The sequence below is a fragment of the Pantoea sp. SGAir0175 genome, from assembly GCF_043547855.1.
Genome location: NZ_CP028081.1, coordinates 2,469,868 through 2,492,124, shown reverse-complemented (window position 1 = coordinate 2,492,124; position 22,257 = coordinate 2,469,868). Strand labels below are relative to the sequence as shown.

Below are 22,257 nucleotides of genomic sequence, written 5' to 3'. Positions count from 1 at the left end.
GCGACCTGGCCGCGTCACGTTATTTACTGGATTGCTGTGTGTAGTGCATGCGTGGACGATCCACATTGGCCCATGACAGCTCGCGCTCGACATGGTAGCTGTTGTTGCCATCGTCCCACTTCACATAATAACCGGTTAGCGCGTCTCCCTGCTCAAAGACATTGACCACTTCGCCTTTGATCTCGCCAGATTTATGTTTAACGATACTGCCTTTAGGAAACCTGCTCATGGTAAGAACCTCCGTACTGCGCTTACTGTGATGCGAAAACCGGTACTGCAAGCTAAGTCTAACCCACCTGCTGACGAATAATCGTACTAATAGCGTCACTATTTTGTCGTAATTTTGTGCATTGTCGCGCAGGAGGACGCATTTTGACGCAACTTTGCAACTGACTCAGCGGGTTAGAGGTTTCATAAAGCAGACGGCTCCTTTATCATCGCTCTACTTAATTTTGAGCAACGGCCAAGACGGATCTCATGTATCAACCAGTCGCGTTATTCATCGGTTTGCGCTACATGCGTGGACGTGCTTCAGACCGTTTCGGTCGTTTCGTCTCCTGGCTCTCGACTATTGGTATCACGCTCGGCGTACTGGCACTGGTGACGGTGCTGTCGGTGATGAACGGCTTTGAGCGCGAGCTGGAAGGCAACATTCTCGGCCTGATGCCGCAGGCGCTGGTGACCAGCGACACCGGCAGCATCAATCCGCAGCAGATGCGCGCGCAGGATCTCAAACTGCAGGGCGTGACGCGGATCGCGCCGCTGACCACCGCCGATGTGGTGTTGCAGAGTGCGCGCAACGTGTCGGTGGGCGTGATGCTGGGCATCAATCCCGACGAACAGGATCCGCTGACGCCTTATCTGGTCAACACCCAGCAGAGCGTGCTGCAGCCGGGGCAGTATAAGGTCATTCTCGGTGAACTGCTGGCCTCGCAGCTGGGCGTGAAGCGCGGCGATCAGCTGCGCCTGATGGTGCCATCGGTCAGTCAGTTTACCCCAGTGGGGCGCGTGCCGAGCCAGCGCATCTTTACCGTTGCCGGTACCTACGCAGCCAATAGCGAAGTCGATGGCTATCAGATTCTGGTGAACCAGCAGGATGCCTCGCGCGTGATGCGCTATCCGCTCGGCAACATTACCGGCTGGCGCCTGTGGCTGGATAAGCCGCTGAATGTCGATGCGCTCAGCCAGCAGCCGCTGCCGCAGGGGCTGACGTGGAAAGACTGGCGCGAACGCAAGGGCGACTTGTTCCAGGCGGTGCGCATGGAGAAAAACATGATGGGGCTGCTGCTCAGCCTGATCATTGCCGTGGCCGCCTTCAATATCATTACCTCGCTGGGCCTGCTGATCATGGAGAAGCAGGCGGAAGTGGCGATCCTGCAAACCCAGGGCTTAACGCGGCGGCAAATCGTCGCGGTATTTATGGTGCAGGGCGCCAGCGCCGGTATTATCGGCGCGCTGCTCGGTACGCTGCTGGGCGTGCTGCTGGCCAGCCAGCTCAACAATTTAATGCCGGTGATCGGCCTGTTCCTTGATGGCGCCGCGCTGCCGGTGGATATCAATGTCTGGCAGGTGATCACCATTGCGCTGGTCTCGATGGCCGTGGCGCTGCTGTCTACCCTCTATCCGTCATGGCGCGCTGCCGCCGTTCAACCCGCTGAGGCTTTACGTTATGAGTAATACCCCTTTGTTGCAGTGTCGTGACCTGTGCAAACGCTATCAGGAAGGCAGCGTGCAGACCGATGTGCTGCGCAATGTGGCTTTTAGCCTGCAGCCGGGCGAACTGACGGCCATCGTCGGCAGCTCCGGCTCCGGCAAAAGTACCTTACTGCACCTGCTGGGCGGGCTGGATGCGCCGACCTCCGGTGACGTGGTATTTGACGGGAAATCGCTCAACGCCATGTCGTCGGCGGCCAAAGCAGAGCTGCGCAACCGGGAACTCGGCTTCATTTATCAGTTTCACCATTTGCTGCCGGACTTCAGTGCGCTGGAGAACGTAGCCATGCCGCTGCTGATTGGCAAAACCGGCAAAGCCGAAGCGGAAGCGCGCGCACGCGAGATGCTGGCGGCGGTTGGCCTGGAAAAGCGCGCGGCGCACCGGCCTTCTGAGCTGTCGGGCGGTGAACGTCAGCGCGTAGCGATCGCCAGAGCGCTGGTGAACCGGCCGCGGCTGGTGATGGCCGATGAGCCCACCGGTAACCTCGATGCGCGCAACGCGGACGCCATTTTTGAACTGCTCGGCGAGCTCAACGTGCAGCAGGGCACCGCGTTTCTGGTGGTGACGCATGACCTCAACCTGGCGAAGCGCCTGAGCCGGCAGATGGAAATGCGCGACGGCCAGCTGAGCGATCACCTGACGCTGGGAGCGATCTGATGGCGTCCTCTTTATCCCTGCTGCTCGGGCTGCGCTTCAGCCGCGGCCGGCGGCGCGGCGGCATGGTGTCGCTGATCTCCATCATATCGACCATCGGCATTGCGCTTGGCGTGGCGGTGCTGATCATCGGGCTGAGCGCGATGAACGGTTTCGAGCGGGAGCTCAACAACCGTATTCTGGCCGTGGTGCCGCACGGCGAAATTGAGGCGGTTAACCAGCCATTTCGCAACTGGCAGCCGATGATTGCGCCCATCGAACAGGTGCCGGGCATCGCCGCGGCGGCACCTTACGTTAACTTTACCGGATTGATTGAGAGCGGTGCGAAGCTGCAGGCGCTGCAGGTGAAGGGCGTTGATCCGCAGCAGGAGCCGCGACTCAGCGCGCTGCCGCGTTTTGTCAGCGGCGATGCCTGGTCGCAGTTCAGCGCCGGCAGGCAGCAGATTATTCTGGGCGGCGGCATCGCCAAATCGCTCAACGTGAAGCAGGGCGACTGGATAACCATCATGATTCCGAATAATGATGGCGAGAACAAACTGCTGCAGCCAAAACGCATTCGTCTGCAGGTGAGCGGTATTCTGCAGCTGAGCGGCATGCTGGATCACAGTCTGGCGCTGGTGCCGCTGGCCGATGCGCAAAAGTATCTGGATCTGGGCGACAGCGTCAGCGGCATTGCGCTGAAGATGAGCGATCCGTTCCAGGCACAGAAGCTGGTGCGCGATGCCGGCGAAGCCACTCACTCCTATGTCACCATCCGCAGCTGGATTGGCACTTACGGCTACATGTATCGTGATATCCAGATGATTCGCGCCATTATGTATCTGGCGATGGTGCTGGTGATTGGCGTGGCCTGCTTTAATATCGTGTCGACGCTGGTGATGGCGGTGAAGGACAAGAGCAGCGATATCGCCGTGCTGCGCACGCTGGGCGCGAAAGACGGCCTGATTCGTGCCATCTTTATCTGGTATGGCCTGCTGGCCGGGCTGCTGGGCAGCGTCAGCGGTGTGGTGGTCGGCGTGCTGGTGGCGCTCAATCTGACGCCGGTGATGCGCGTAGTGGAGCACCTTACCGGGCATCAGCTGCTGGCGGGCGATATCTACTTTATCGACTTTCTGCCGTCCGAGCTGCACTGGCTGGATGTGGCCATCGTGCTGGCAACGGCGATTGGCCTGAGCCTGATTGCCAGCTGGTATCCGGCGCGGCGCGCCAGCCGCATCGATCCTGCCCGCGTGCTGAGCGGTCAGTAAAGACAAAACACGCAGCCGCCTTCGCGGCTGCGCACATTTTCAGCGTCTGCGGCATGCAGCCGTCATACCCAGCCGCTATTATCGGGTCTGAGTAACCCGGAAAACACCCGCAGCGCGGCGTTCAGCGCCGCAGATTAAGGAGCCTTTATGCGCCAACCGCGCCGCCGCCTTCGACTCGCCCGCTACAAAAAGAATCGCCGCAAAGTGCATCAGCGCTTTCGCCAGCGCATCTTTGAGCGCGATCGTCAGGTCGAACTTGCCGCCCATCCGCAGCCGCACGTGGTGGTGCTGACCGGTGCCGGAATTTCGGCAGAATCCGGCATTCGCACCTTCCGCGCGGAAGATGGCCTGTGGGAAGAGCATCGCGTGGAAGATGTGGCGACGCCCGAAGGCTTTCGCCGCGATCCGGCGCTGGTGCAGGAGTTCTACAACGCGCGCCGGCGTCAGCTGCAGCAGCCAGAGATCCAGCCTAACGCGGCGCACAAAGCGCTGGCCGAACTGGAGCAGGTGCTGGGCGATAATTTCCTGCTGGTTACGCAGAACATCGATAACCTGCACGAGCGCGCCGGCAGCCAGCGCGTGCTGCATATGCACGGTGAGTTACTGAAGGTGCGCTGTGAGCATAGCGGTCAGGTGCTGGCGTGGACGGAGGACGTCGGTCCGGACGATCGCTGTACCTGCTGCCAGTTCCCGTCGCGGCTGCGTCCGCACGTGGTGTGGTTTGGTGAAATGCCGCTCGGCATGGAGGAGATTTATCAGGCGCTGGAACAGGCCGATCTGTTTATTGCCATTGGTACCTCAGGCCACGTCTATCCGGCGGCAGGCTTTGTGCACGAGGCGAAACTGCAGGGGGCGCACACCGTGGAGCTGAATCTGGCCCCCAGTCAGGTCGGTAACGAATTCGCTGAAGCGCATTACGGCTTAGCCAGCGAAGTGGTGCCCGAATTCGTGCATACTTTTTTGCGCGGCTTGTATAAATAGTCAGCGTGCTGCGCGTTTCCCCTCATCCCGGCCTTCTCCCGGCGGGAGAAGGGGAAAAACGCGCCCGACTGAAACTCAGGCTAAATCCAGTGCGATCTTTCCCACAGGCCGAATCCAGCATGAATGAACCCTCTCCCTCTGGGAGAGGGCAGGGTGAGGGCCAGGCCGCACAATCTCCCACCTCAGAACCTCACCGTCCCGCTTTCAGCTTCTGGAACAGCGTTTCGTACTGCACGCTGGCGGCACCGACATCGTTCTGCCACTCGCCGTTTTGGATCACTTCAGCCGGCGGATAGAGTGACGGATCGCTGGCCACCTCGGGCGGCAGCAGCTTTCTTGCCGCCAGGTTGGGCGTCGGATAACCGATGGTTTCCGCCACTTTAGCCGCCACATCCGGGCGCAGCAGGAAGTTAATCAGCTTCAGCGCGCCCGCTTTATTTTTCGCATTCGCCGGGATCGCCAGGTTATCCATCCAGAAAATCCCGCCCTCTTTCGGCCAGATAATCTGCAGCGGCGTGCCAGCCTGGCGCGCCACCCAGGCGGAGCCATTCCAGATCATGCCGACGTTGACTTCGCCTTCCATAAACGGATTACCGGGATTATCCGAGTTGAACGCCAGCACGTTCGGCATCAGCTTTTTCAGCTCTTCATAGGCGGCTTCAATCTGTTTTGGATCCTGCGTATTACCGGAGTAGCCGAGCTTGCGCAGCGCCATCTGGAACACTTCACGCGCATCATCGGTCAGCAGCAGGCTCTGCTTATACTGAGGTTTCCACAGATCGGCCCATTGGGTCAGGGTTTTTGGATCCACCTCGTCGGTATTCACGCCAATGGCGGTTGCGCCCCAGATATAGGGAATGGAATAGTCGTTGTTCGGATCAAACGGCTTGTTCAGCAGGTCGGGATCGAGGTTGCGGAAGTTGCTCAGCTGTGACTTGTCGATCTTCTGCAGCATGCCCTCGTTGCGCATTTTGGCGATGAAGTAGGTCGACGGCACCACCAGATCGTAAGCGCCTGCTTTCCAGGTTTTCAGCTTGGCGTACATGCTTTCATTGGATTCATAGGTGGAATAAATCACTTTGATGCCGGTCTCTTTGGTGAACTGCTCCAGCAGCCCGGGCGGCACATATTCGGTCCAGTTATAGAAGTAAAGCGTGTTGTTGTCATCCGCCTGAGCGCTTTGCATACCCAGTGCCAGCGCCCCAGCCGCCAGCCAGTGAGACCATTTTTTCATCGGTTATCCTCTATTTGGTTTTATCACGCAGCAACAGCTGACTGGCTGCCACCAGCAGCAGCGACAGCAGCATCAAAATGGTAGCCAGCGCGTTCACCTCCGGCGACACGCCCACTTTCACCATGGAATAAATTTTCAGCGGCAAAATTTCGAAGCCGGGACCGGTGACAAATGACGACACCACCACATCATCCATCGACAGGGTGAAACTCAGCAGCCAGCCCGCGGCTACTGCCGGCAGCGCCAGCGGCAGCAAAATCTTGCGCAGAATAGTCACTTCGCTGGCGCCGAGATCTTTTGCCGCCTCCAGCATGCGCACGTCAAAGCCTTTCAGGCGCGAATAGACGGTAATCACCACAAACGGCAGGCAGAAAGTGATGTGGGAAAACAGCAGCGACCAGAAGCCGAGCGAAATCCCCAGCAGCATAAACAGCACCAGCAGCGAAATCGCCATTACGATATCCGGCGACATCATCACCACAAATAGCATACCGCTGACAAACGGCTTGCCGCGAAAACGATAGCGGTACAGCGCCACGGCGGTGAGCGAGCCGATCAGCGTCGCGCAGCTGGCCGACAGCACGCCCATGATCAGCGAATGCTGCGCCGCCTGAATCAGGCTGTCGTTATTGACCAGCAGGCGATACCACTGGGTGCTGAAGCCCTGCCAGTTGATGCCGAAGCGCGAGGCATTGAAGGAGTTGACGATCAGGATGATGATCGGAATGTAGAACCAGGCATAAATCACGGCCATGAAGCCGTGGCGTAATCCGCGCGCCATCATTGCAACGCCGCCTTGTGATTCAGCAGACGCGCTGCGCGCCAGTAAACCAGCAGCATCAGCCCCATCAGCAGCGTCATGACAATGCTGGTGGCGGCGCCGAACGGCCAGTCACGAATATTGAGGAACTGGCTTTTGATTACGTTACCGATCAACAGGTTCTTTGCCCCGCCCATTAAATCCGCTACGTAGAACAACCCCATCGCCGGGATAAATACCAGTAGCGCGCCGGCAACGATACCGGGTAGGGTCAGCGGCAAAATGATACGGATGAAGGTCTGTAGCCTGCTGGCGCCAAGATCGCGCGCCGCTTCCAGGCAGGATTTGTCCAGCTTCTCAAGGCTGGAGTAGAGCGGCAGCACCATAAATGGCAGCAGAATATAGATCAGCCCGAAGATCACCGCTTCCGGGGTAAACATGATGCGAAACGGCTTGTCGATGACGCCGAGCCACAGCAGAAATTCATTGAGCCAGCCGCGCGTGCTGAGAAAAATTTTCAGACCATAAATGCGAATCAGAGAGTTGGTCCAGAACGGTACAATCAGCAGAAACAGCATCAGCGGACGCAGACGCGCCGGCAGTCTGGTCAGGCACCAGGCAAAAGGGTAGCCGAGCAGCAGGCAGCACAGCGTGGCGATGCAGGCCATGTTGAGTGAGTGCAGCAGCACGTCGGCATACAGCGGATCGAGGAGCCGGCCGTAGTTGTTCAGGGTGAACACCATGCTGACAAAGTGCGCGTCGTCGCGCGTCAGAAAGCTGGTGACGAAGATCATCAGATTCGGCAGCAACACGAACAGCGTCAGCCAGCCGACGATCAGTGCCACAATGGCTTTCTGCAGACGATTACGCATCCGTTTCATACGGCAGCACCACCTCCCAGTTTGGCACCCAGCTGACCGCCATTTTCTGGTTCAGCGAGTGGTCAAAATCCGGATCGTCCTCATTAAAGAACTCGCTGACGGTGAGCAGCTTGCCGTTCTCCAGTTCGACGGTGGATTCCAGCGTCATGCCTTTATAGTTGCGTTCGCGCACATAGCCGATCAGGTTTTCGCTGCGGCTGTCGTGATCGATCTCCTCGACGCGCAAATCTTCCGGTCGCAGCAGCACATGCAGCCGATCGCCGGGTTTGACCGGGAACGGGCAGTGAATATCACACTCGCGGCCTTCGACGCGAGCCCGTACCTGCGGCGCGTGCGCGCTACCGATCACTTCTGCATCAAACACGTTGATTTCGCCAATGAAGCGCGCCACAAACAGGTTCGCGGGCTCTTCGTAGATCTCGCGCGGCGTGCCGTCCTGCTCAATGCGCCCGTCGCGCATCACCACGATGCGGTCGGACATGGTCAGCGCTTCTTCCTGATCGTGCGTGACAAACACAAACGTGATGCCCAGCTTGCGCTGCAGTGCTTTCAGCTCGTTTTGCATCTGGCGGCGCAGTTTGTAATCCAGCGCGGAGAGCGACTCATCAAGCAGCAGCACTTTGGGCCGGTTGACCACTGCGCGCGCAATCGCCACGCGCTGCTGCTGGCCGCCGGAGAGCTGGTGCGGCCGGCGCGCGGCAAAGCTTTCCAGCTGCACCATCGCCAGCGCCTCGTTGACGCGCTGCGTCAGCTCTGCCGCCGGGGTTTTCTGCATGCGCAGGCCAAACGCGACGTTTTCAAACACCGACATGTGCGGAAACAGCGCGTAGCTCTGAAACACGGTATTGATATGGCGATGCTCGGCGGGCGTTTCAGTGATGTCGCTCTCATCCAGATGGATACGTCCGCTGTCGGCGTTTTCCAGCCCGGCGATCAGGCGCAGAATCGTGGTCTTACCGCAGCCGGAGGGGCCAAGCAGGGTGATAAATTCGCCATGACCGATGGTCAGGTCGAAATCCGGGATGATGGTTTTGCCATCGAAAGCTTTACTGATGCCAGAAAGCGTAACCAGCGCCTGCTGCGCGCGTGTTTGCGTCATTATAGTCACTCAGTCTGATGAGAATCAGGTTACAGCATAGCCGCCGGCGACAGCTTGCCGTGATGAAGGGCGCGATAATACCTGAAAAATGCGCCATTGCCATGTTCAGACACGGAATAACCTTGAAAAGTCTGCAAATTGCTGGAGTATGCTCATCGGGCCAGCCGGACGGGTGGCTGGCAGGGCGAATTTCAGCGCACGATTGAGCTGAGAGGGCTAACCTGAAGGATAATGATTTGACGCAACATGGCGATAATCAGGCCCCATGATAATAATGCAGGTTCTTTAGAGGGATGACAGATGGATCAATTACTTGAGCGTTTTCTCAGTTATGTGGCAGTAGAAACCCAGGCAAAACCTCAGGCGCGGCAGGTGCCGAGCAGCGAAGGGCAGTGGACGCTGGCGCGTCAGTTACAGGAAGAGCTTATTGCGCTGGGTTTTGTCGACGTCACCTTAAGCGATCATTGCTGTGTGATGGGCACCCTGCCGGCAAACGTCGACTGGCCGACGCCGGTGATCGGTTTTATTTCCCACATGGATACCTCGCCGGATTTCACCGCGAAAAATGTCAATCCGCAGATCATTGAAAACTATCGTGGCGGTGACATCGCGCTGGGCAACGGGGATGAAGTGCTCTCGCCGGTGATGTTCCCGGTGCTGCACAAGCTGACCGGGCATACGCTGATCACCACCGACGGTAAAACGCTGCTGGGCGCTGATGATAAAGCCGGTATCGCTGAGATCATGACGGCAATGGCCGAGCTGGCCAAAGGGGATGTGCCGCACGGCGCCATTCGCGTGGCCTTTACCCCGGATGAAGAGATCGGTCGCGGCACGTCGCACTTCGACGTTGAGGGGTTTGCGGCTGACTGGGCTTATACCGTTGACGGCAGCGATCTCGGCGAGTTTGAGTTCGAGAACTTTAATGCCGCGACGGCGCTGGTCAAAATCACCGGTAACAATGTGCATCCCGGCAGTGCGAAAAACGTGATGGTGAACGCGCTGGACCTGGCGATGCGCTTCCACGCCGAGCTGCCGGCCAAAGAGAAGCCGCAGTTTACCGACGGCTATGAAGGCTTTTTCCACCTGCACACTATTAAGGGATCGGTTGAGCACGCCGAGCTGATGTACCTGATTCGTGATTTTGATGCCGACAGCTACGAACAGCGTAAGCAGCTGCTGCAGGAGATTGGCCGCCGCGTCAGTAAAGGTCTGCAGGCTGAGTGCTCCATCAAGGTGGAGATCAGCGACAGCTATCGCAATATGCGGGAGAAGGTGGAACCGCATCCGCACATCATTGAGCTGGCGCTGCAGGCGATGCGCGACTGCGGTATCGAACCGAACGTGAAGCCAATTCGCGGCGGCACCGACGGATCGGCGCTGTCATGGAAAGGACTGCCGTGTCCGAATCTGTTTACCGGCGGCTACAACTATCACGGCAAGCATGAGTTTGCGTCGCTGAATGTGATGGCGAAGTCGGTTGAGGTGATTGTGCGCCTGGCCGCGCTCGCGGCGGAGAAGAAGTAAGGGCGGAGAGGGGCTTGCCCTCACCCTAACCCTCTCCCGCTCGCGGGAGAGGGGACCGATCGAGCGGGAATCAGGCTTTGTTTATTGCCTTAACTCCTGTTTGTGCCCCTGTTTTTTTACGCATCTTGTTGCCGGCGCTTTACTGCAATCGTCGCGCGGTTTTCTCCCTCTCCCGCGGGCGGGAGAGAGGACCGATCGAGCGAGAATCAGGCTCTTCATTTGCCCATGCCGCCGCCGACGCTTTACTGCAATCGTCGCACGGTTTTCTCCCTCTCCCGCGGGCGGGAGAGGGCCGGGGTGAGGGAAACGGGCGCAGAGGACCTGATCAACTCAATCAGCAAAAAACCAGTACCCGCTGTTCACCAGTGCCGCCAGTTGAGCCAGCAGCGAAGGATCGTCCAGCGCATCGCCGAAATCTTCCAGCGTCAATACGTGTTTGTGGGCCAGCGCAGCCAGAACCGACGGATGCGCGCACTCGACGCGTTCACCGTTGACGTACACCGCGTCGCCCAGCGTCAGCACGCGCAGGCCGCCGAGGCGCGTCAGTGCATCCCCCTGCTGCAGCGCGTCATAAATCTCATCCGGCTGATACGGCGGTTCCGGCGGTGCCACATCCAGCTCGTGACGCGACTGGGAAATAAATTCGCCAAACCACTGGTTAAACTGCTCCGGCTGATTAATTACATCCAGCATCACCTTGCGGATCCCTTCTACTTCCGACGGCAGAATCTGCGATGGGCAGTCACGCGCCGGCACATCCGGATCGCTGAAGCGGTAGCTGCCCAGCTCATGCGCCAGCATATAGTCCGCAAAGCCGCTGATCAGCTCGCGTCCGTTAGGTGCGCGGAAGCCGACTGAATAGTTGAGCGCGTTCTCCAGCGAATAGCCTTCGTGCGGGAAACCCGGTGGAATATAGAGAATGTCGCCCGGTTCCAGCTCTTCATCGATGATGGCGTCGAACGGTTCAACCTGCAGCAGGTCCGGATGCGGGCAGTGTTGTTTCATCGGCACTTTTTCGCCCACGCGCCAGCGACGGCGGCCAGTGCCCTGAATAATAAATACGTCGTATTGATCAAAGTGCGGGCCTACGCCGCCGCCCGGCACTGCGAACGAGATCATCAGGTCGTCGATACGCCAGTCGGGCAGAAAGCGGAACGGGCGCATCAGCGCAGCAGAAGGTTCATGCCAGTGGTTCACCGCCTGTACTAGCAGCGACCAGTTACTTTCACCCAAATGATCGTAGCTTTCAAACGGACCATGGCTGACCTGCCACTTGCCGTTGTTGTGGCTGACGAGGCGGCTGTCCACCTCGTTTTCCATTGCCAGACCGGCCAGCTCATCCGGAGAAATCGGATCAATGAAGTTTTTGAAACCCCGTTTCAGCACCACCGGGCGTTTTTGCCAGTAGCGCTGAATAAAGTCGGGCCAGTTGATGTCGAGCTGATAGTCCATGCGAGGATTCCGGTTAGGGCCATAATTGCTGCCAAGTATAACAGCCCGCGCCCGGTTCTACTCGCGGTGATGTTCAACTTCCTGCCGCTGAAAAATCACCTCCATGCGGGCGCCGCCGAGCGGGCTGGTCGTGGCGATTACCTGACCGGCATACTGCTCGAGAATATCGCGCACTACCGCCAGTCCCAGTCCCTGACCGGGACGCAGCGTATCGGCACGCTGGCCGCGCACAAAAATCAGATCGCGCTTGCTTTCGGGAATGCCGGGGCCGTCGTCGTCAATGAACAGATGCAGCGCGTTTTCCGTCTGGCGCGCGCTGACCTCAATAAATTCGAGGCAGTATTTGCAGGCGTTATCCAGCACGTTGCCCAGCACTTCCATAAAGTCATTTTGATCGCCGATAAAGGTCAGCTCCGGCGAAATATCCAGCGTGATCTCAACGCCCTTGCGCTGATACACCTTATTGAGCGCGGAACACAGGCTATCCAGCAGGGCCGAGACCGAATGCAGATCGCGCTGCAGCGGGTTGTGATCCGCCTGCATGCTGGCGCGATGCAGGTAGTAGCCAATCTGCTGCGAGATGCGGCTGATCTGCTCGAGCATCACCGGCTCAGCCTGTTCGATGGTCAGCTCTTTGCCACCGCGCAGCGAGCGCAGCGTGCTTTGCAGCACCGCCAGCGGCGTTTTCAGGCTGTGCGTCAAATCCGACAGCGTGGTGCGATAGCGCGTGTAGCGCTGCCGTTCGTTGGTGAGCAACAGATTGAGGTTGCGCACCAGGCTGCGCAGCTCCTGCGGCGGGTTGTCGTCGAGATTTTCCCGGTGACCGGTTTCCAGCTCGCGCACCTGCGAAGTCAGGTGGCCAATCGGACGCAGGCTCCAGTGTGCCGCCAGCCACAGCAGCGGAATCACCAGCAGCAGATTGGCCGCCAGCACATAGCTAAACCACGACCACACCACGTCTGAGTGCTGCAGCTCCTGCGGGATCGAGTCCACCACCACAATGGTCAGCGCCGGGAGATTGGTGGTCGCGTCGTAGCGGTTCACTGCCACCGAGTGGGTGAAGGTGTCATTGCTGTCACTGTCCAGCGCGTGCAGCCGCTGCTGTGCCTGCGGATTGTTACCCATCGCCGCCATACTGGTACGATTGCTGGTATCGATCTCGTAAAAGTCTGGCTTCATCAGCCAGTCGCGGCGAATGTTTTTGCGGATTTCCGGCACGTCGCGCTGCTGCCACAGCAGCTTACCGTGCTCGTCATAGATGAACACCAGCGTCGGGAAATTGAGCGTCATGCGTTCCGGCTGGGCGATGGTGAGCTTGTTGTCTTTCCACTGCGCGAGGGTGAAGAACAAATTGCTCTCGCCGCGCATCACGCGATAGGTATTTTTATCAAAGCTGACCACGTAGCCAATAACCGCCACCATGCCATACGACAGCGACAAAAACAGCACGATCGCCGCCGTCGCCAGCAGAAAACGCGCGCGTAAGGAGAAAGGGCGCTGACGGCGGAACAGCTTCATAAATCAGAGATCAAAGCGGTATCCCTGGCCACGCACGGTGTTGATCACTTCGGTCGGGTGCAGCGCGAGAATTTTTTTGCGCAGCCGGCCCATCAGTACATCAATGGTATGGCTTTCGCGCAGTTCCGCATCGGGATACAGCTGCAGCATCAGCGAGTCTTTGCTGACCACTTTACCGGCATTGCGGATCAGCGTTTCAACAATGGTGTACTCAAACGCGGTCAGCTTGACCGGTGCGTCGTTCACCGAAAGCTCGCGGCGCGACAGGTCAACCTGGAACGGCGGCATGGAGATAATTTGCGAGGCGTGTCCGCTGTTACGGCGCATCAGCGCCTGTAAGCGGGCGGCGACCTCTTCAATGTGGAACGGCTTGGTCACGTAGTCATCGGCACCGGCTTCCAGCGCTTCAACTTTCGCCTGCCAGCCTTCGCGCGCGGTCAGCACCAGAATCGGCTGACGAATGGCATCGCCACGCCAGCGGCGAATCAGCGACATGCCGTCTTCGTCGGGCAGGCCGAGATCGACCAGCGCGATATCGGGAATGTGTTCCTGCAGGAAATAGTCGGCTTCTTTGGCGTCTTCGGCGGCATCCACCTGATGACCCATGTCACGTAACTGGACTGCGAGGTGATGGCGCAGCAGGGCATTATCTTCCACAACCAGAACACGCATAGAATTTCCTTACCTTCAACTCAGTGATGATGGCGAAAAGTATACGCTACGCCAGCTAAACCGCAGATTAACACTCCGCTGTGATGCACTGGCAGGGGAACCTCAGCCACCACGTGACGTGCGTGACTGAGGTAACACCAACTTGCCATAGCCTGAGTTTTCAGAGCAAGGAATTACTTCAGGTCGTCAACCATCTGAATCGCGCGGCCGAGGTAGTTGGCTGGCGTCATCTGCTTCAGGCGCACTTTCTCTGCTTCCGGCAGCTCCAGGCTGTCGATAAACGCCTGCATACCGGCTGCGTCCACGCGCTTGCCGCGCGTCAGCTCTTTCAGCTTCTCGTACGGCTTTTCAATGCCGTAGCGGCGCATCACGGTCTGGATCGGCTCTGCCAGGACTTCCCAGTTGTGATCCAGCTCGTCCAGCAGGCGATCGCGGTTCACTTCCAGCTTGGAGATACCTTTGAGCGTGGCCTGATAGGCGATCAATGCGTAGCCGACGCCGACGCCGAGGTTACGCAGCACGGTAGAATCGGTCAGATCGCGCTGCCAGCGTGATACCGGCAGTTTACTGGCCAGGTGCTGCATTACCGCATTAGCCAGCCCCAGATTCCCTTCGGAGTTTTCGAAGTCGATAGGGTTAACCTTGTGCGGCATGGTTGAAGAGCCAATTTCGCCAGCAATGGTTTTCTGTTTGAAATGGTTCAGGGCGATGTAACCCCAGATGTCGCGGTCAAAATCAATCAGGATGGTATTGAAGCGCGCGATGCAGTCAAACAGCTCGGCGATGTAGTCATGCGGCTCGATCTGCGTGGTGTACGGGTTCCAGCTGATACCCAGCGAGGTCACAAACTGCTCGCTCAGCTGATGCCAGTCCACTTCCGGATACGCGGCGATATGCGCATTGTAGTTACCCACCGCGCCGTTGATTTTGCCCAGCACTTCCACCTTGCTCAGCTGACGCAGCTGGCGTTCCATGCGGTAGGCCACGTTGGCCATCTCTTTGCCCATGGTGGACGGCGTTGCCGGCTGACCGTGGGTGCGCGACAGCAGCGGAATGTCGCGATACTCCTGCGCCAGGCCCTTCACGGCGGTGATGATCTGGTTCCAGAACGGCACGATCACGTCGCGGCGTGCGGTTTCCAGCATCAGCGCGTGTGACAGGTTATTGATATCTTCGGAGGTGCAGGCGAAATGGATAAACTCAGACACCGCGTGCAGCGCCGGCACGTTCGCCACTTTCTCTTTCAGAAAGTATTCGACGGCTTTCACGTCATGGTTGGTGGTGCGCTCAATGGTTTTGATGCGCGCCGCATCTTCTTCGCTGAAACCGGCGACAATTGCATCAAGGAAAGCGTTTGCGTCGGCATCAAATGCAGGAACTTCCTTGATCTCTGCGGTCGCGGCCAGTTTCTGTAACCAGCGAACTTCAACCTCAACGCGGAATTTCAGCAAACCGAACTCGCTGAAAATCGCACGCAGCGGGCTGACTTTATCGCCGTAACGACCATCGACAGGTGAGACGGCGGTCAGAGAGGATAATTCCATCAGTGCAACTCCTGAATCGTTAACAATATAGGGCAGGGCGGCGCTTAATACGCCGGACCCAGCCGGGATAAAAGGGTTTTCGCTTCGCGCAGCAGACGCTGGCGCGCAAACATCAGCTGCAGCCGACCGCCGCCGACCTGCTGCCACAGCACCGCCGCGCGGATACCGGCCAGCAGCGCAGCGCGAACTTTACTCTGCACCTGCGAATTCTGCAGCACCTGCGGTGAGCCGGTGACCTGAATGCGCGGGCCGAGCGGGCTAATCACATCAACGTAAATGCCGGCCATGGCGCTGGTAATGGTGTCTGATTCCAGTTCGTAATGCGCCAGCTGACGATCAAGCTGGCCGATGCGCTGCGCCAGGGTGTTTAGCGCGGTTTTGTTACCGTGCAGTTTACGCTCCAGCACCATCAGGCTCAGGGTATAACGCGTCAAATCGGCGCTGGCACCCTGCCGGCTGCCGCTGTTCAGCACCGCCATCAGCGCTTCCAGCCCCGGGCGCAGGTTGGCTTCATCATTGCCAAACACCGCCAGCGTTGAGCCTGGATTTAAATCCAGCAGGCTGCGCAGCGACACCTGCAGCGCCGCGTTGTTGCAGTGCCCCTGATGTGCCAGCTGCTGCACCAGATGGGCTGCCTGGCAAACGCCGGCCAGCGCCAGCGTTATCTCATAATAGTTTTTAGCCACGCTTCACTCCTGTAGACGCGTCGGCAGTGCCGACTCAGGCCTCTGTCAGCGGCAGGCGCTGTTCAATAATACCGCCACCAAGGCACACGTCACCGAGGTAAAATACCGCGGACTGGCCCGGGGTGACGGCCGCGACCGGCTCATCGAAACGCACTTCAATGCGATCGTCGCCGTGCGGAATGATCTCGCAGGGAATGTCGCTCTGACGATAGCGGGTTTTCACCGTGCAGCGCAGCGCTGCGGTCACTGGCTGGCGATCGACCCAGTGCAGCTGCTGTGCTATCAGCCCCACCGACATCAGGCGCGGATGATCGCCGCCCTGTGCGACAATCAGCGTATTGCGCGCGACATCTTTGTCGACCACATACCATGGATCGTCATTGCTCTCTTTGCGTCCGCCGATGCCCAGCCCTTTACGCTGACCCAGGGTGTGATACATCAGCCCCTGGTGTTCACCGACCACTTCACCGTCAACGGTTTCGATGACGCCCGGCTGGGCCGGCAGGTAACGACCGAGGAAGTCGCGGAATTTACGCTCGCCGATAAAGCAAATACCGGTGGAGTCTTTTTTCTTCGCCGTAATCAGATCGAGCTGTTCGGCGATGCGGCGCACCTCAGGCTTCTCCAGTTCGCCGACCGGGAACAGGCTCTGTGCAATCTGCTGGTGGCTGAGCGTGTAGAGGAAATAGCTCTGATCTTTGTTGCCGTCGAGACCGCGCAGCAGCTGACTGGTGCCGTTGACATCGGCACGGCGCACATAGTGGCCGGTGGCAATGTAGTCTGCGCCGAGATCGTCTGCAGCGAATTCGAGAAACGCTTTGAACTTGATCTCTTTGTTACAAAGAATATCCGGGTTTGGCGTGCGTCCGGCCTTGTACTCTTCCAGAAAGTGCTCGAATACGTTGTCCCAGTACTCAGCGGCAAAATTGATTTTGTGCAGTTTGATGCCGAGCTTGTCACACACGGCCTGTGCGTCAGCCAGATCGTCAGCGGCGGTGCAATACTCCTCGCCATCGTCTTCCTCCCAGTTCTTCATGAACAGGCCTTCAACCTGATAGCCCTGCTGCTGCAGTAACCAGGCGGAAACGGAAGAATCGACGCCGCCGGACATCCCGACGATCACTTTTTTCTGGCTGTTGTCAGACATGACGCACTCTTGATTACGATAAAAACAGGCGGCGCATTCTATCACGCGGAAGCGTTGTGCGCACCCTCATGAAACGGCCACTGATACGGGGCTATCAGCTGCAGCGGATAGCGGGCCCCCTGCTGCCACAGCCGCACGCTTTCGGCCACCAGCGGCGAACGCAGCGTCTCTGCGCTGAGAATCTGCGCGGGCGACAGCCACCAGCAGCAGTCAATATCGCTGTCGTGTGGCGTGGTGGTAACGGTGGCAGGCAGATCGAGGCCAAACAGAAAACGCACAAAAGGTGTATGGTCCGGGGCGATCCACTGCTGCACGCCGAGAAAATAGTCGGGCTGCGCGCTGATGCCGGTCTCTTCGTACAGCTCACGTTGCGCGGCTTCCAGTAGCGTTTCATCGGCCTCAAGATGACCGGCCGGCTGATTCCAGGTAACGCGGCCGTCGACGCGCTCTTCCACCACCAGTAATTTGCCCTGCGCGTGCACCATACAGGCGACGGTTACATGAGGTTTAAACATCGTTCCTCCCAAATAGTTAACCTGACGTTATCGAAATGTATAAATTACGTCCGGTCGCTGATGTCGCGCCATTCGCCCGGTGCCAAATCCTGCAGCTGGTACTCACCCATGGCAAAACGGACCAGGCGTAATGTCGGAAAGCCAATGTGCGCCGTCATCCTTCGGACCTGGCGATTGCGCCCTTCATACAGCGTGATTTTCAGCCAGCAGGTGGGGATAGCTTTGCGCTCGCGAATCGGCGGGATGCGCGGCCACAGCCACGCGGGTTCAGGCACCACTTCTGCGCCCGCCGGCAACGTTGGGCCATCGTTGAGGGTGATGCCACTGCGCAGGCGGGATAAATCTGATTCCTGCGGCACGCCTTCCACCTGAACGTAATAGATTTTGCCGGTGCGCTTGCCCGGCTGCGTCAGCTGCGCCTGCAATGCGCCATCGTTGGTCAGAATCATCAACCCTTCGCTGTCGCGGTCGAGACGGCCTGCGGCATACACCTCGCTCACCGGCACAAAATCTTTCAGCGTGCGGCGGCCAGCCTCATCGCTGAACTGCGGCAGAACATCGAAAGGTTTGTTAAAGAGTATGACGCGACGCGGACCTTTTGGCCGCGTGTCACGCCGCGCGGGCTGGCGCGCCGGGGCAGCAGGGCGCTTATGCTGGTGAATTCGTTGAGAAGTTTTTCGCATGGGCTTTGCAGTTGGTAACAATCGGCGCATTATAGCGCGAAACTGCGGTGATTGGCGTGGCGGAAATATTCAAGTAGTATTGACGCGCATCTTACAAATCATTAACAAAAAATCGCTCGAAGGAGAGGTTAATGGAAAGCAAAGTAGTTGTTCCGGCGGAAGGTCAAAAAATCACCCTGGATCAGGGCAAACTGAATGTCCCGAATAACCCGATCATCCCCTACATTGAAGGTGACGGTATTGGGGTTGACGTTTCCCCGGTGATGCTGAAAGTGGTTGATGCCGCTGTGAAGAAAGCCTACAACGGCGAGCGAAAAATTTCCTGGATGGAAATTTACACCGGCGAAAAATCCGTCGAACTCTATGGCCAGGATGTCTGGCTGCCGCAGGAAACCCTCGATTTAATCAAAGAGTACCGCGTAGCCATTAAAGGCCCACTGACTACCCCGGTAGGTGGCGGTATTCGTTCCCTGAACGTGGCACTGCGCCAGGAACTGGATCTGTACGTGTGTCTGCGTCCGGTACGTTACTACAAAGGCACGCCAAGCCCGGTTAAACGTCCTGAAGATACCGACATGGTGATCTTCCGCGAAAACTCCGAAGATATCTATGCCGGTATCGAGTGGAAAGCCGGTACGCCGGAAGCGGACAAAGTGATCAAATTCCTGCGTGAAGAGATGGGCGTGAAGAAAATTCGCTTCCCGCAGCAGTGTGGTATTGGCGTGAAGCCGTGTTCAGAAGAGGGCACGAAACGTCTGGTGCGTGCCGCGGTTGAATACACCATCACCAATGACCGTGATTCCCTGACGCTGGTGCACAAAGGCAACATCATGAAGTTCACCGAAGGCTCTTTCAAAGACTGGGGCTACCAGCTGGTGAAAGAAGAGTTCGGCGGCGAGCTGATCGATGGCGGTCCGTGGATGAAGTTCAAAAACCCGAACACCGGTAAAGAGATCATCGTTAAAGATGTGATTGCCGACGCCTTCCTGCAGCAGATCCTGCTGCGTCCAGCCGAGTATGACGTTATCGCCTGTATGAACCTGAACGGTGACTACATTTCTGATGCCCTGGCGGCACAGGTAGGCGGTATTGGTATCGCACCGGGCGCCAACATCGGTGACGAGTGCGCACTGTTCGAAGCCACCCACGGTACGGCACCGAAGTATGCGGGCCAGGATAAAGTGAACCCAGGTTCCGTGATCCTGTCTGCAGAAATGATGCTGCGTCACCTGGAGTGGTTCGAAGCGGCTGACCTGATTGTTAAAGGCATGGAAGGCGCAATCGCTGCCAAAACCGTGACCTACGACTTTGAGCGTCTGATGGACGGCGCTAAGCTGCTGAAATGTTCAGAGTTTGGTGACGCGATCATCGCGAATATGTAATTTGCCCTGAGCAAATGCAATATGAAAGGGAGCCGCAGGGCTCCCTTTTTTATGCTGGCAGCGGGAAGGACTTCATGTCACCGCCGGTTTGCCATGCATGACGACTGTGCGATGCGTGGCTTTATTCCGCCGGAGGCTGTAACTGACCGATCTGGCTATCGCGCGCCTGCGATAAACGCCAGAAATCATTGCCGGCCGGATGCTGGTAAATCCGCAGCGAAAACTGACCGACAATGGCGTAGATGAATTCAAATATCGCCGACTGGGAATTCTCGTAATCGACCCACAGCACCGAGGAGGTAAAGCAATAAACCTCTACCGGCAATCCCTCCGGTGAGGGTTTCATCGCGCGCACCACGATATACATATCTTTTTTAATATCGTCGCGCTGCGCCAGCCAGGCGGTGAGATAGTGACGGAACACCGTGAGGTTGGTAATGCCGTTTTCGGCAAACCAGCGGTCACCGACCACGCTGCTATCGCGGCCATCCATCAGGATTGAAAGCTGCTCACTGACGCCGCGAATCTGGCTCATCTGCTGCACCATTTGCTGATCGAGAAAGCGAATCGAGGTCTGGTCGAGATGAAAGCTGCGCATGATACGCCGCGCGCCGGAGGAGAACATCGCCTGCCAGTTGGTGTAGGTTTCAGTCAGGAAATTTTTGGTCGGGATGCGCGACAGCGTGTTGTCCCAGTTGCGGATGGTAATGGTATGCAGAGCGATATCAATCACTTCACCGCTGATGCCGTTATCCGGCATTTCAATCCAGTCGCCAAGCTGCAGCACATCGTTCGATGACACCTGAATATTGGCCACCAGCGACAGCAGGGTGTGCTGAAACACTAACATCAATACCGCCGCGACCGCACCCAGACTGGAGATAATGATCACTGGCGATTTGTTCGACATGATAGCCAGAATCATGATGGCGGAGATGATGTGCACCAGGATCTTACCGATCTGGATATAGCCTTTTATCGAGTGGTTCTTGCGCTTCGACTTACGCGAATAGGAGTTATTAACGATCTCCAGCACTTCGTTAAAGAATAGCGACAGATAAACAAAAAACAGAATGCCGCAGATGGTTTTCACCGCGATCAGCAGATGCTCGGGCAAATCCGGCATAAACTGCAGCAGGTAATAGACGGTGATCACCGGAATAAAATTCGACAGCTTTTCTGAGAGCCGGACGTCTTTATCCAGCGGCACCTGGTTTTTATGCGTGCTAAAGAACACGCGGCGCACCACTTTTACCACGAAGAACTTGCAGATCAGATGGGTGACCATACCGGCAACCAGTAACAGCAGCAGGCTGAAGGTGGCGGAGAGCACCGTGTTGCCTTCAATAAACGTTTGTATGTCGCGTAAGTAATTCATTTTAACCACATGCCGGCCGGTTGAGGCGGGAATTCAAACATAAAGCGGCCACGGACGATAAGCGACGCGTGCGCAATAGTGTTGCTACGAGACCAGCGCTTTGCGTGCCGCCTCGGCAAGAAAATGGCTGCGGCTGCTGTAGCGCGCGTTATTACTGACCATCTTATCGATCTTCTCAATCAGCAGATGCGGCATAGTGATATTGATGCGCTCGGATTTGCCCAGATAGCGGGTGACATCAATATCAACGTAGATCCACACGCCGGGCTGGCTAAATTCCTGCTGCCAGTGCTGCGCCGGCTCCGGAATCAATAAGCCTTTCTCCGCCATCAGTTCAAAGTGGGCATGCAGCGCAGATTGCGCATCCTGCAGCGTTTGCTCGGGCGTATCACCGGCAAAATAACAGCCGGTGACATCCGGGAAATAACCACTGGCCGAGCCGTCAGCGTCTATCTCTACCAAAGCGGGAAACAGCATCATGTCACCTCTGAGCAAGCGGAATAAAACCAGCATGGATCAATCCAGCCTGGCGTCTTTCAGAATCTGCATCAGCGTGCCTGTCTTCATATCCTTCTGCGGATGCGGCACGGTGATCAGATGAACAAAATCCGGGTGCGAGAACTGATGATGACTGCCGCGTATGCGCTCCAGCTTCCAGCCATTTTTTTGCAGCAGTTTAATCAGCGTCGCGCTCTTCATCGGACTTCCTGTAGGTGAAATTATACACACAATACACACTGATGCAAGGCGGTCTCTGCCATCACATCGGCGGGTCATGGCCAAACTAACCGGGACGGCCATGACAGGCACCCGTTGATGCTGCGTTCTGCGTGCTGTTTTCCACGGCTTTTTCCCGCTGCGATAGTGGTTTGCGTAAAACTTTGAAACAGTTAACATCCCGGCACCGGCGCGCGTGCCATTTGCTGGCTGAACCGCTATCTTCAGCCTTCATCAATCCGGAGGTGCTATGCAAGGTGTGATCAAGTTTGTAAAAGGCTGGCTGATTTTTTCCCTGCTGTGGGGCATTTTTATGTGGTTTGTTTCCTGGCAGGCACAGGGCAAAACGCCGGGCATGATGATTGTCATGAGCCTGTATGCCGGTTTGATTTATCAGGCATTAATGACCATGGTGGCGCGTTACAAAGCGCGGCGCGCACAGGCCTGATTATTCACAACTGCCGAC

General features: G+C 57.5%; 23 protein-coding genes. 7 read left to right on the top strand and 16 right to left on the bottom strand.

Annotation, left to right across the window (positions count from 1 at the left end):
* Window positions 1–19 precede the first annotated feature (19 nt).
* Complete coding sequence (locus C1N56_RS11605) at window positions 20–229, bottom strand: hypothetical protein (protein ID WP_021506388.1); 210 nt, start codon at window positions 227–229, stop codon at window positions 20–22.
* Between the two features lie 248 nt (window positions 230–477).
* On the opposite strand from C1N56_RS11605, the gene lolC reads away from it, so the two are divergent.
* From lolC to cobB, 4 genes are all read left to right on the top strand, one after another.
* On the top strand, window positions 478–1,677 hold the full coding sequence (gene lolC / locus C1N56_RS11600) for a lipoprotein-releasing ABC transporter permease subunit LolC (RefSeq protein ID WP_132465185.1): 1,200 nt from the start codon (window positions 478–480) through the stop codon (window positions 1,675–1,677).
* Window positions 1,670–2,371 (top strand): lipoprotein-releasing ABC transporter ATP-binding protein LolD, encoded by a 702-nt coding sequence (lolD, locus tag C1N56_RS11595; protein ID WP_021506386.1) that lies wholly within the window; start codon window positions 1,670–1,672, stop codon window positions 2,369–2,371. Before lolC ends, lolD begins: the two co-directional genes overlap by 8 nt.
* Window positions 2,371–3,615: a lipoprotein-releasing ABC transporter permease subunit LolE gene (lolE, locus tag C1N56_RS11590; RefSeq protein WP_021506385.1), complete on the top strand. Its 1,245-nt coding sequence runs from the start codon at window positions 2,371–2,373 to the stop codon at window positions 3,613–3,615. Before lolD ends, lolE begins: the two co-directional genes overlap by 1 nt.
* Before the next feature lie 147 nt (window positions 3,616–3,762).
* A complete protein-coding gene (gene cobB / locus C1N56_RS11585) occupies window positions 3,763–4,596 on the top strand; it encodes a Sir2 family NAD+-dependent deacetylase (protein ID WP_211725102.1) in 834 nt (277 codons plus the stop codon).
* A 190-nt stretch (window positions 4,597–4,786) separates the two neighbouring features.
* On the opposite strand, the gene potD is transcribed toward cobB, so the two are convergent.
* From potD to potA, 4 genes are read right to left on the bottom strand one after another with little or no spacing between them, the layout of a single operon-like run.
* Window positions 4,787–5,830, bottom strand: coding sequence for a spermidine/putrescine ABC transporter substrate-binding protein PotD (gene potD / locus C1N56_RS11580; RefSeq protein ID WP_394516673.1), 1,044 nt, complete (start codon window positions 5,828–5,830; stop codon window positions 4,787–4,789).
* A gap of 10 nt (window positions 5,831–5,840) precedes the next feature.
* Window positions 5,841–6,614, bottom strand: coding sequence for a spermidine/putrescine ABC transporter permease PotC (gene potC, locus C1N56_RS11575; RefSeq protein WP_058769642.1), 774 nt, complete (start codon window positions 6,612–6,614; stop codon window positions 5,841–5,843).
* Window positions 6,611–7,462, bottom strand: coding sequence for a spermidine/putrescine ABC transporter permease PotB (potB, locus tag C1N56_RS11570; protein ID WP_136547113.1), 852 nt, complete (start codon window positions 7,460–7,462; stop codon window positions 6,611–6,613). The genes potC and potB overlap by 4 nt, the downstream gene beginning before the upstream one ends.
* Window positions 7,455–8,570, bottom strand: a complete 1,116-nt coding sequence (potA, locus tag C1N56_RS11565) for a spermidine/putrescine ABC transporter ATP-binding protein PotA (RefSeq protein ID WP_058759491.1) — start codon at window positions 8,568–8,570, stop codon at window positions 7,455–7,457. Before potA ends, potB begins: the two co-directional genes overlap by 8 nt.
* Before the next feature lie 300 nt (window positions 8,571–8,870).
* Here potA and pepT point away from each other — a divergent pair, with 300 nt between their 5' ends.
* Window positions 8,871–10,097, top strand: coding sequence for a peptidase T (gene pepT / locus C1N56_RS11560; protein ID WP_021506380.1), 1,227 nt, complete (start codon window positions 8,871–8,873; stop codon window positions 10,095–10,097).
* Between the two features lie 330 nt (window positions 10,098–10,427).
* Here pepT and C1N56_RS11555 read toward each other — a convergent pair whose 3' ends face one another.
* The 8 genes from C1N56_RS11555 to rluE all read right to left on the bottom strand — a co-directional run bounded on the left by C1N56_RS11555 (window position 10,428) and on the right by rluE (window position 18,314).
* A complete protein-coding gene (locus tag C1N56_RS11555; protein WP_058776487.1) occupies window positions 10,428–11,549 on the bottom strand; it encodes a ribosomal protein uL16 3-hydroxylase in 1,122 nt (373 codons plus the stop codon).
* Window positions 11,550–11,606: 57 nt separating this feature from the next.
* On the bottom strand, window positions 11,607–13,067 hold the full coding sequence (gene phoQ, locus C1N56_RS11550; RefSeq protein ID WP_264441375.1) for a two-component system sensor histidine kinase PhoQ: 1,461 nt from the start codon (window positions 13,065–13,067) through the stop codon (window positions 11,607–11,609).
* A 3-nt stretch (window positions 13,068–13,070) separates the two neighbouring features.
* Window positions 13,071–13,739: a two-component system response regulator PhoP gene (phoP, locus tag C1N56_RS11545; protein WP_394516672.1), complete on the bottom strand. Its 669-nt coding sequence runs from the start codon at window positions 13,737–13,739 to the stop codon at window positions 13,071–13,073.
* Window positions 13,740–13,912: 173 nt separating this feature from the next.
* Window positions 13,913–15,283 (bottom strand): adenylosuccinate lyase, encoded by a 1,371-nt coding sequence (gene purB, locus C1N56_RS11540; RefSeq protein WP_088517708.1) that lies wholly within the window; start codon window positions 15,281–15,283, stop codon window positions 13,913–13,915.
* 44 nt (window positions 15,284–15,327) lie between these two features.
* Window positions 15,328–15,969, bottom strand: coding sequence for a high frequency lysogenization protein HflD (gene hflD / locus C1N56_RS11535; RefSeq protein ID WP_021506376.1), 642 nt, complete (start codon window positions 15,967–15,969; stop codon window positions 15,328–15,330).
* A gap of 34 nt (window positions 15,970–16,003) precedes the next feature.
* The gene (mnmA, locus tag C1N56_RS11530) at window positions 16,004–17,116 is read right to left on the bottom strand and encodes a tRNA 2-thiouridine(34) synthase MnmA (protein ID WP_021506375.1); all 1,113 of its coding nucleotides are present in this window, start codon (window positions 17,114–17,116) and stop codon (window positions 16,004–16,006) included.
* A 41-nt stretch (window positions 17,117–17,157) separates the two neighbouring features.
* Window positions 17,158–17,631 (bottom strand): NUDIX domain-containing protein, encoded by a 474-nt coding sequence (locus C1N56_RS11525; protein WP_031279253.1) that lies wholly within the window; start codon window positions 17,629–17,631, stop codon window positions 17,158–17,160.
* A 44-nt stretch (window positions 17,632–17,675) separates the two neighbouring features.
* Entirely contained in the window at window positions 17,676–18,314 is a 639-nt protein-coding gene (gene rluE, locus C1N56_RS11520; protein WP_211077180.1) for a 23S rRNA pseudouridine(2457) synthase RluE, read from the bottom strand.
* 131 nt (window positions 18,315–18,445) lie between these two features.
* Between rluE and icd the strand changes: the two genes are divergently transcribed.
* Window positions 18,446–19,696, top strand: a complete 1,251-nt coding sequence (icd, locus tag C1N56_RS11515) for an NADP-dependent isocitrate dehydrogenase (protein ID WP_010617214.1) — start codon at window positions 18,446–18,448, stop codon at window positions 19,694–19,696.
* 121 nt (window positions 19,697–19,817) lie between these two features.
* On the opposite strand, the gene C1N56_RS11510 is transcribed toward icd, so the two are convergent.
* The 3 genes from C1N56_RS11510 to C1N56_RS11500 form a co-directional block, all read right to left on the bottom strand.
* Window positions 19,818–21,074 carry a mechanosensitive ion channel family protein gene (locus C1N56_RS11510; protein WP_021506372.1) on the bottom strand — a complete coding sequence of 419 codons (1,257 nt, stop codon included), beginning with the start codon at window positions 21,072–21,074 and terminating at the stop codon, window positions 19,818–19,820.
* A gap of 84 nt (window positions 21,075–21,158) precedes the next feature.
* Window positions 21,159–21,551, bottom strand: coding sequence for a type II toxin-antitoxin system HicB family antitoxin (locus C1N56_RS11505; protein ID WP_022548759.1), 393 nt, complete (start codon window positions 21,549–21,551; stop codon window positions 21,159–21,161).
* Between the two features lie 39 nt (window positions 21,552–21,590).
* Window positions 21,591–21,773 (bottom strand): type II toxin-antitoxin system HicA family toxin, encoded by a 183-nt coding sequence (locus tag C1N56_RS11500; protein WP_394516671.1) that lies wholly within the window; start codon window positions 21,771–21,773, stop codon window positions 21,591–21,593.
* A 268-nt stretch (window positions 21,774–22,041) separates the two neighbouring features.
* Here C1N56_RS11500 and C1N56_RS11495 point away from each other — a divergent pair, with 268 nt between their 5' ends.
* Window positions 22,042–22,239 (top strand): DUF6404 family protein, encoded by a 198-nt coding sequence (locus tag C1N56_RS11495; RefSeq protein ID WP_021506369.1) that lies wholly within the window; start codon window positions 22,042–22,044, stop codon window positions 22,237–22,239.
* Window positions 22,240–22,257: the final 18 nt, after the last annotated feature.

Bases quoted from the DNA above. Each gene is read 5' to 3' on its own strand.
- C1N56_RS11605 (WP_021506388.1), bottom strand. From the start codon at position 229: ATGAGCAGGTTTCCTAAAGGCAGTATCGTTAAACATAAATCTGGCGAG.
- lolC (WP_132465185.1), top strand. From the start codon at position 478: ATGTATCAACCAGTCGCGTTATTCATCGGTTTGCGCTACATGCGTGGA.
- lolD (WP_021506386.1), top strand. From the start codon at position 1,670: ATGAGTAATACCCCTTTGTTGCAGTGTCGTGACCTGTGCAAACGCTAT.
- lolE (WP_021506385.1), top strand. From the start codon at position 2,371: ATGGCGTCCTCTTTATCCCTGCTGCTCGGGCTGCGCTTCAGCCGCGGC.
- cobB (WP_211725102.1), top strand. From the start codon at position 3,763: ATGCGCCAACCGCGCCGCCGCCTTCGACTCGCCCGCTACAAAAAGAAT.
- potD (WP_394516673.1), bottom strand. From the start codon at position 5,830: ATGAAAAAATGGTCTCACTGGCTGGCGGCTGGGGCGCTGGCACTGGGT.
- potC (WP_058769642.1), bottom strand. From the start codon at position 6,614: ATGATGGCGCGCGGATTACGCCACGGCTTCATGGCCGTGATTTATGCC.
- potB (WP_136547113.1), bottom strand. From the start codon at position 7,462: ATGCGTAATCGTCTGCAGAAAGCCATTGTGGCACTGATCGTCGGCTGG.
- potA (WP_058759491.1), bottom strand. From the start codon at position 8,570: ATGACGCAAACACGCGCGCAGCAGGCGCTGGTTACGCTTTCTGGCATC.
- pepT (WP_021506380.1), top strand. From the start codon at position 8,871: ATGGATCAATTACTTGAGCGTTTTCTCAGTTATGTGGCAGTAGAAACC.
- C1N56_RS11555 (WP_058776487.1), bottom strand. From the start codon at position 11,549: ATGGACTATCAGCTCGACATCAACTGGCCCGACTTTATTCAGCGCTAC.
- phoQ (WP_264441375.1), bottom strand. From the start codon at position 13,067: ATGAAGCTGTTCCGCCGTCAGCGCCCTTTCTCCTTACGCGCGCGTTTT.
- phoP (WP_394516672.1), bottom strand. From the start codon at position 13,739: ATGCGTGTTCTGGTTGTGGAAGATAATGCCCTGCTGCGCCATCACCTC.
- purB (WP_088517708.1), bottom strand. From the start codon at position 15,283: ATGGAATTATCCTCTCTGACCGCCGTCTCACCTGTCGATGGTCGTTAC.
- mnmA (WP_021506375.1), bottom strand. From the start codon at position 17,116: ATGTCTGACAACAGCCAGAAAAAAGTGATCGTCGGGATGTCCGGCGGC.
- C1N56_RS11525 (WP_031279253.1), bottom strand. From the start codon at position 17,631: ATGTTTAAACCTCATGTAACCGTCGCCTGTATGGTGCACGCGCAGGGC.
- rluE (WP_211077180.1), bottom strand. From the start codon at position 18,314: ATGCGAAAAACTTCTCAACGAATTCACCAGCATAAGCGCCCTGCTGCC.
- icd (WP_010617214.1), top strand. From the start codon at position 18,446: ATGGAAAGCAAAGTAGTTGTTCCGGCGGAAGGTCAAAAAATCACCCTG.
- C1N56_RS11510 (WP_021506372.1), bottom strand. From the start codon at position 21,074: ATGAATTACTTACGCGACATACAAACGTTTATTGAAGGCAACACGGTG.
- C1N56_RS11505 (WP_022548759.1), bottom strand. From the start codon at position 21,551: ATGCTGTTTCCCGCTTTGGTAGAGATAGACGCTGACGGCTCGGCCAGT.
- C1N56_RS11500 (WP_394516671.1), bottom strand. From the start codon at position 21,773: ATGAAGAGCGCGACGCTGATTAAACTGCTGCAAAAAAATGGCTGGAAG.
- C1N56_RS11495 (WP_021506369.1), top strand. From the start codon at position 22,042: ATGCAAGGTGTGATCAAGTTTGTAAAAGGCTGGCTGATTTTTTCCCTG.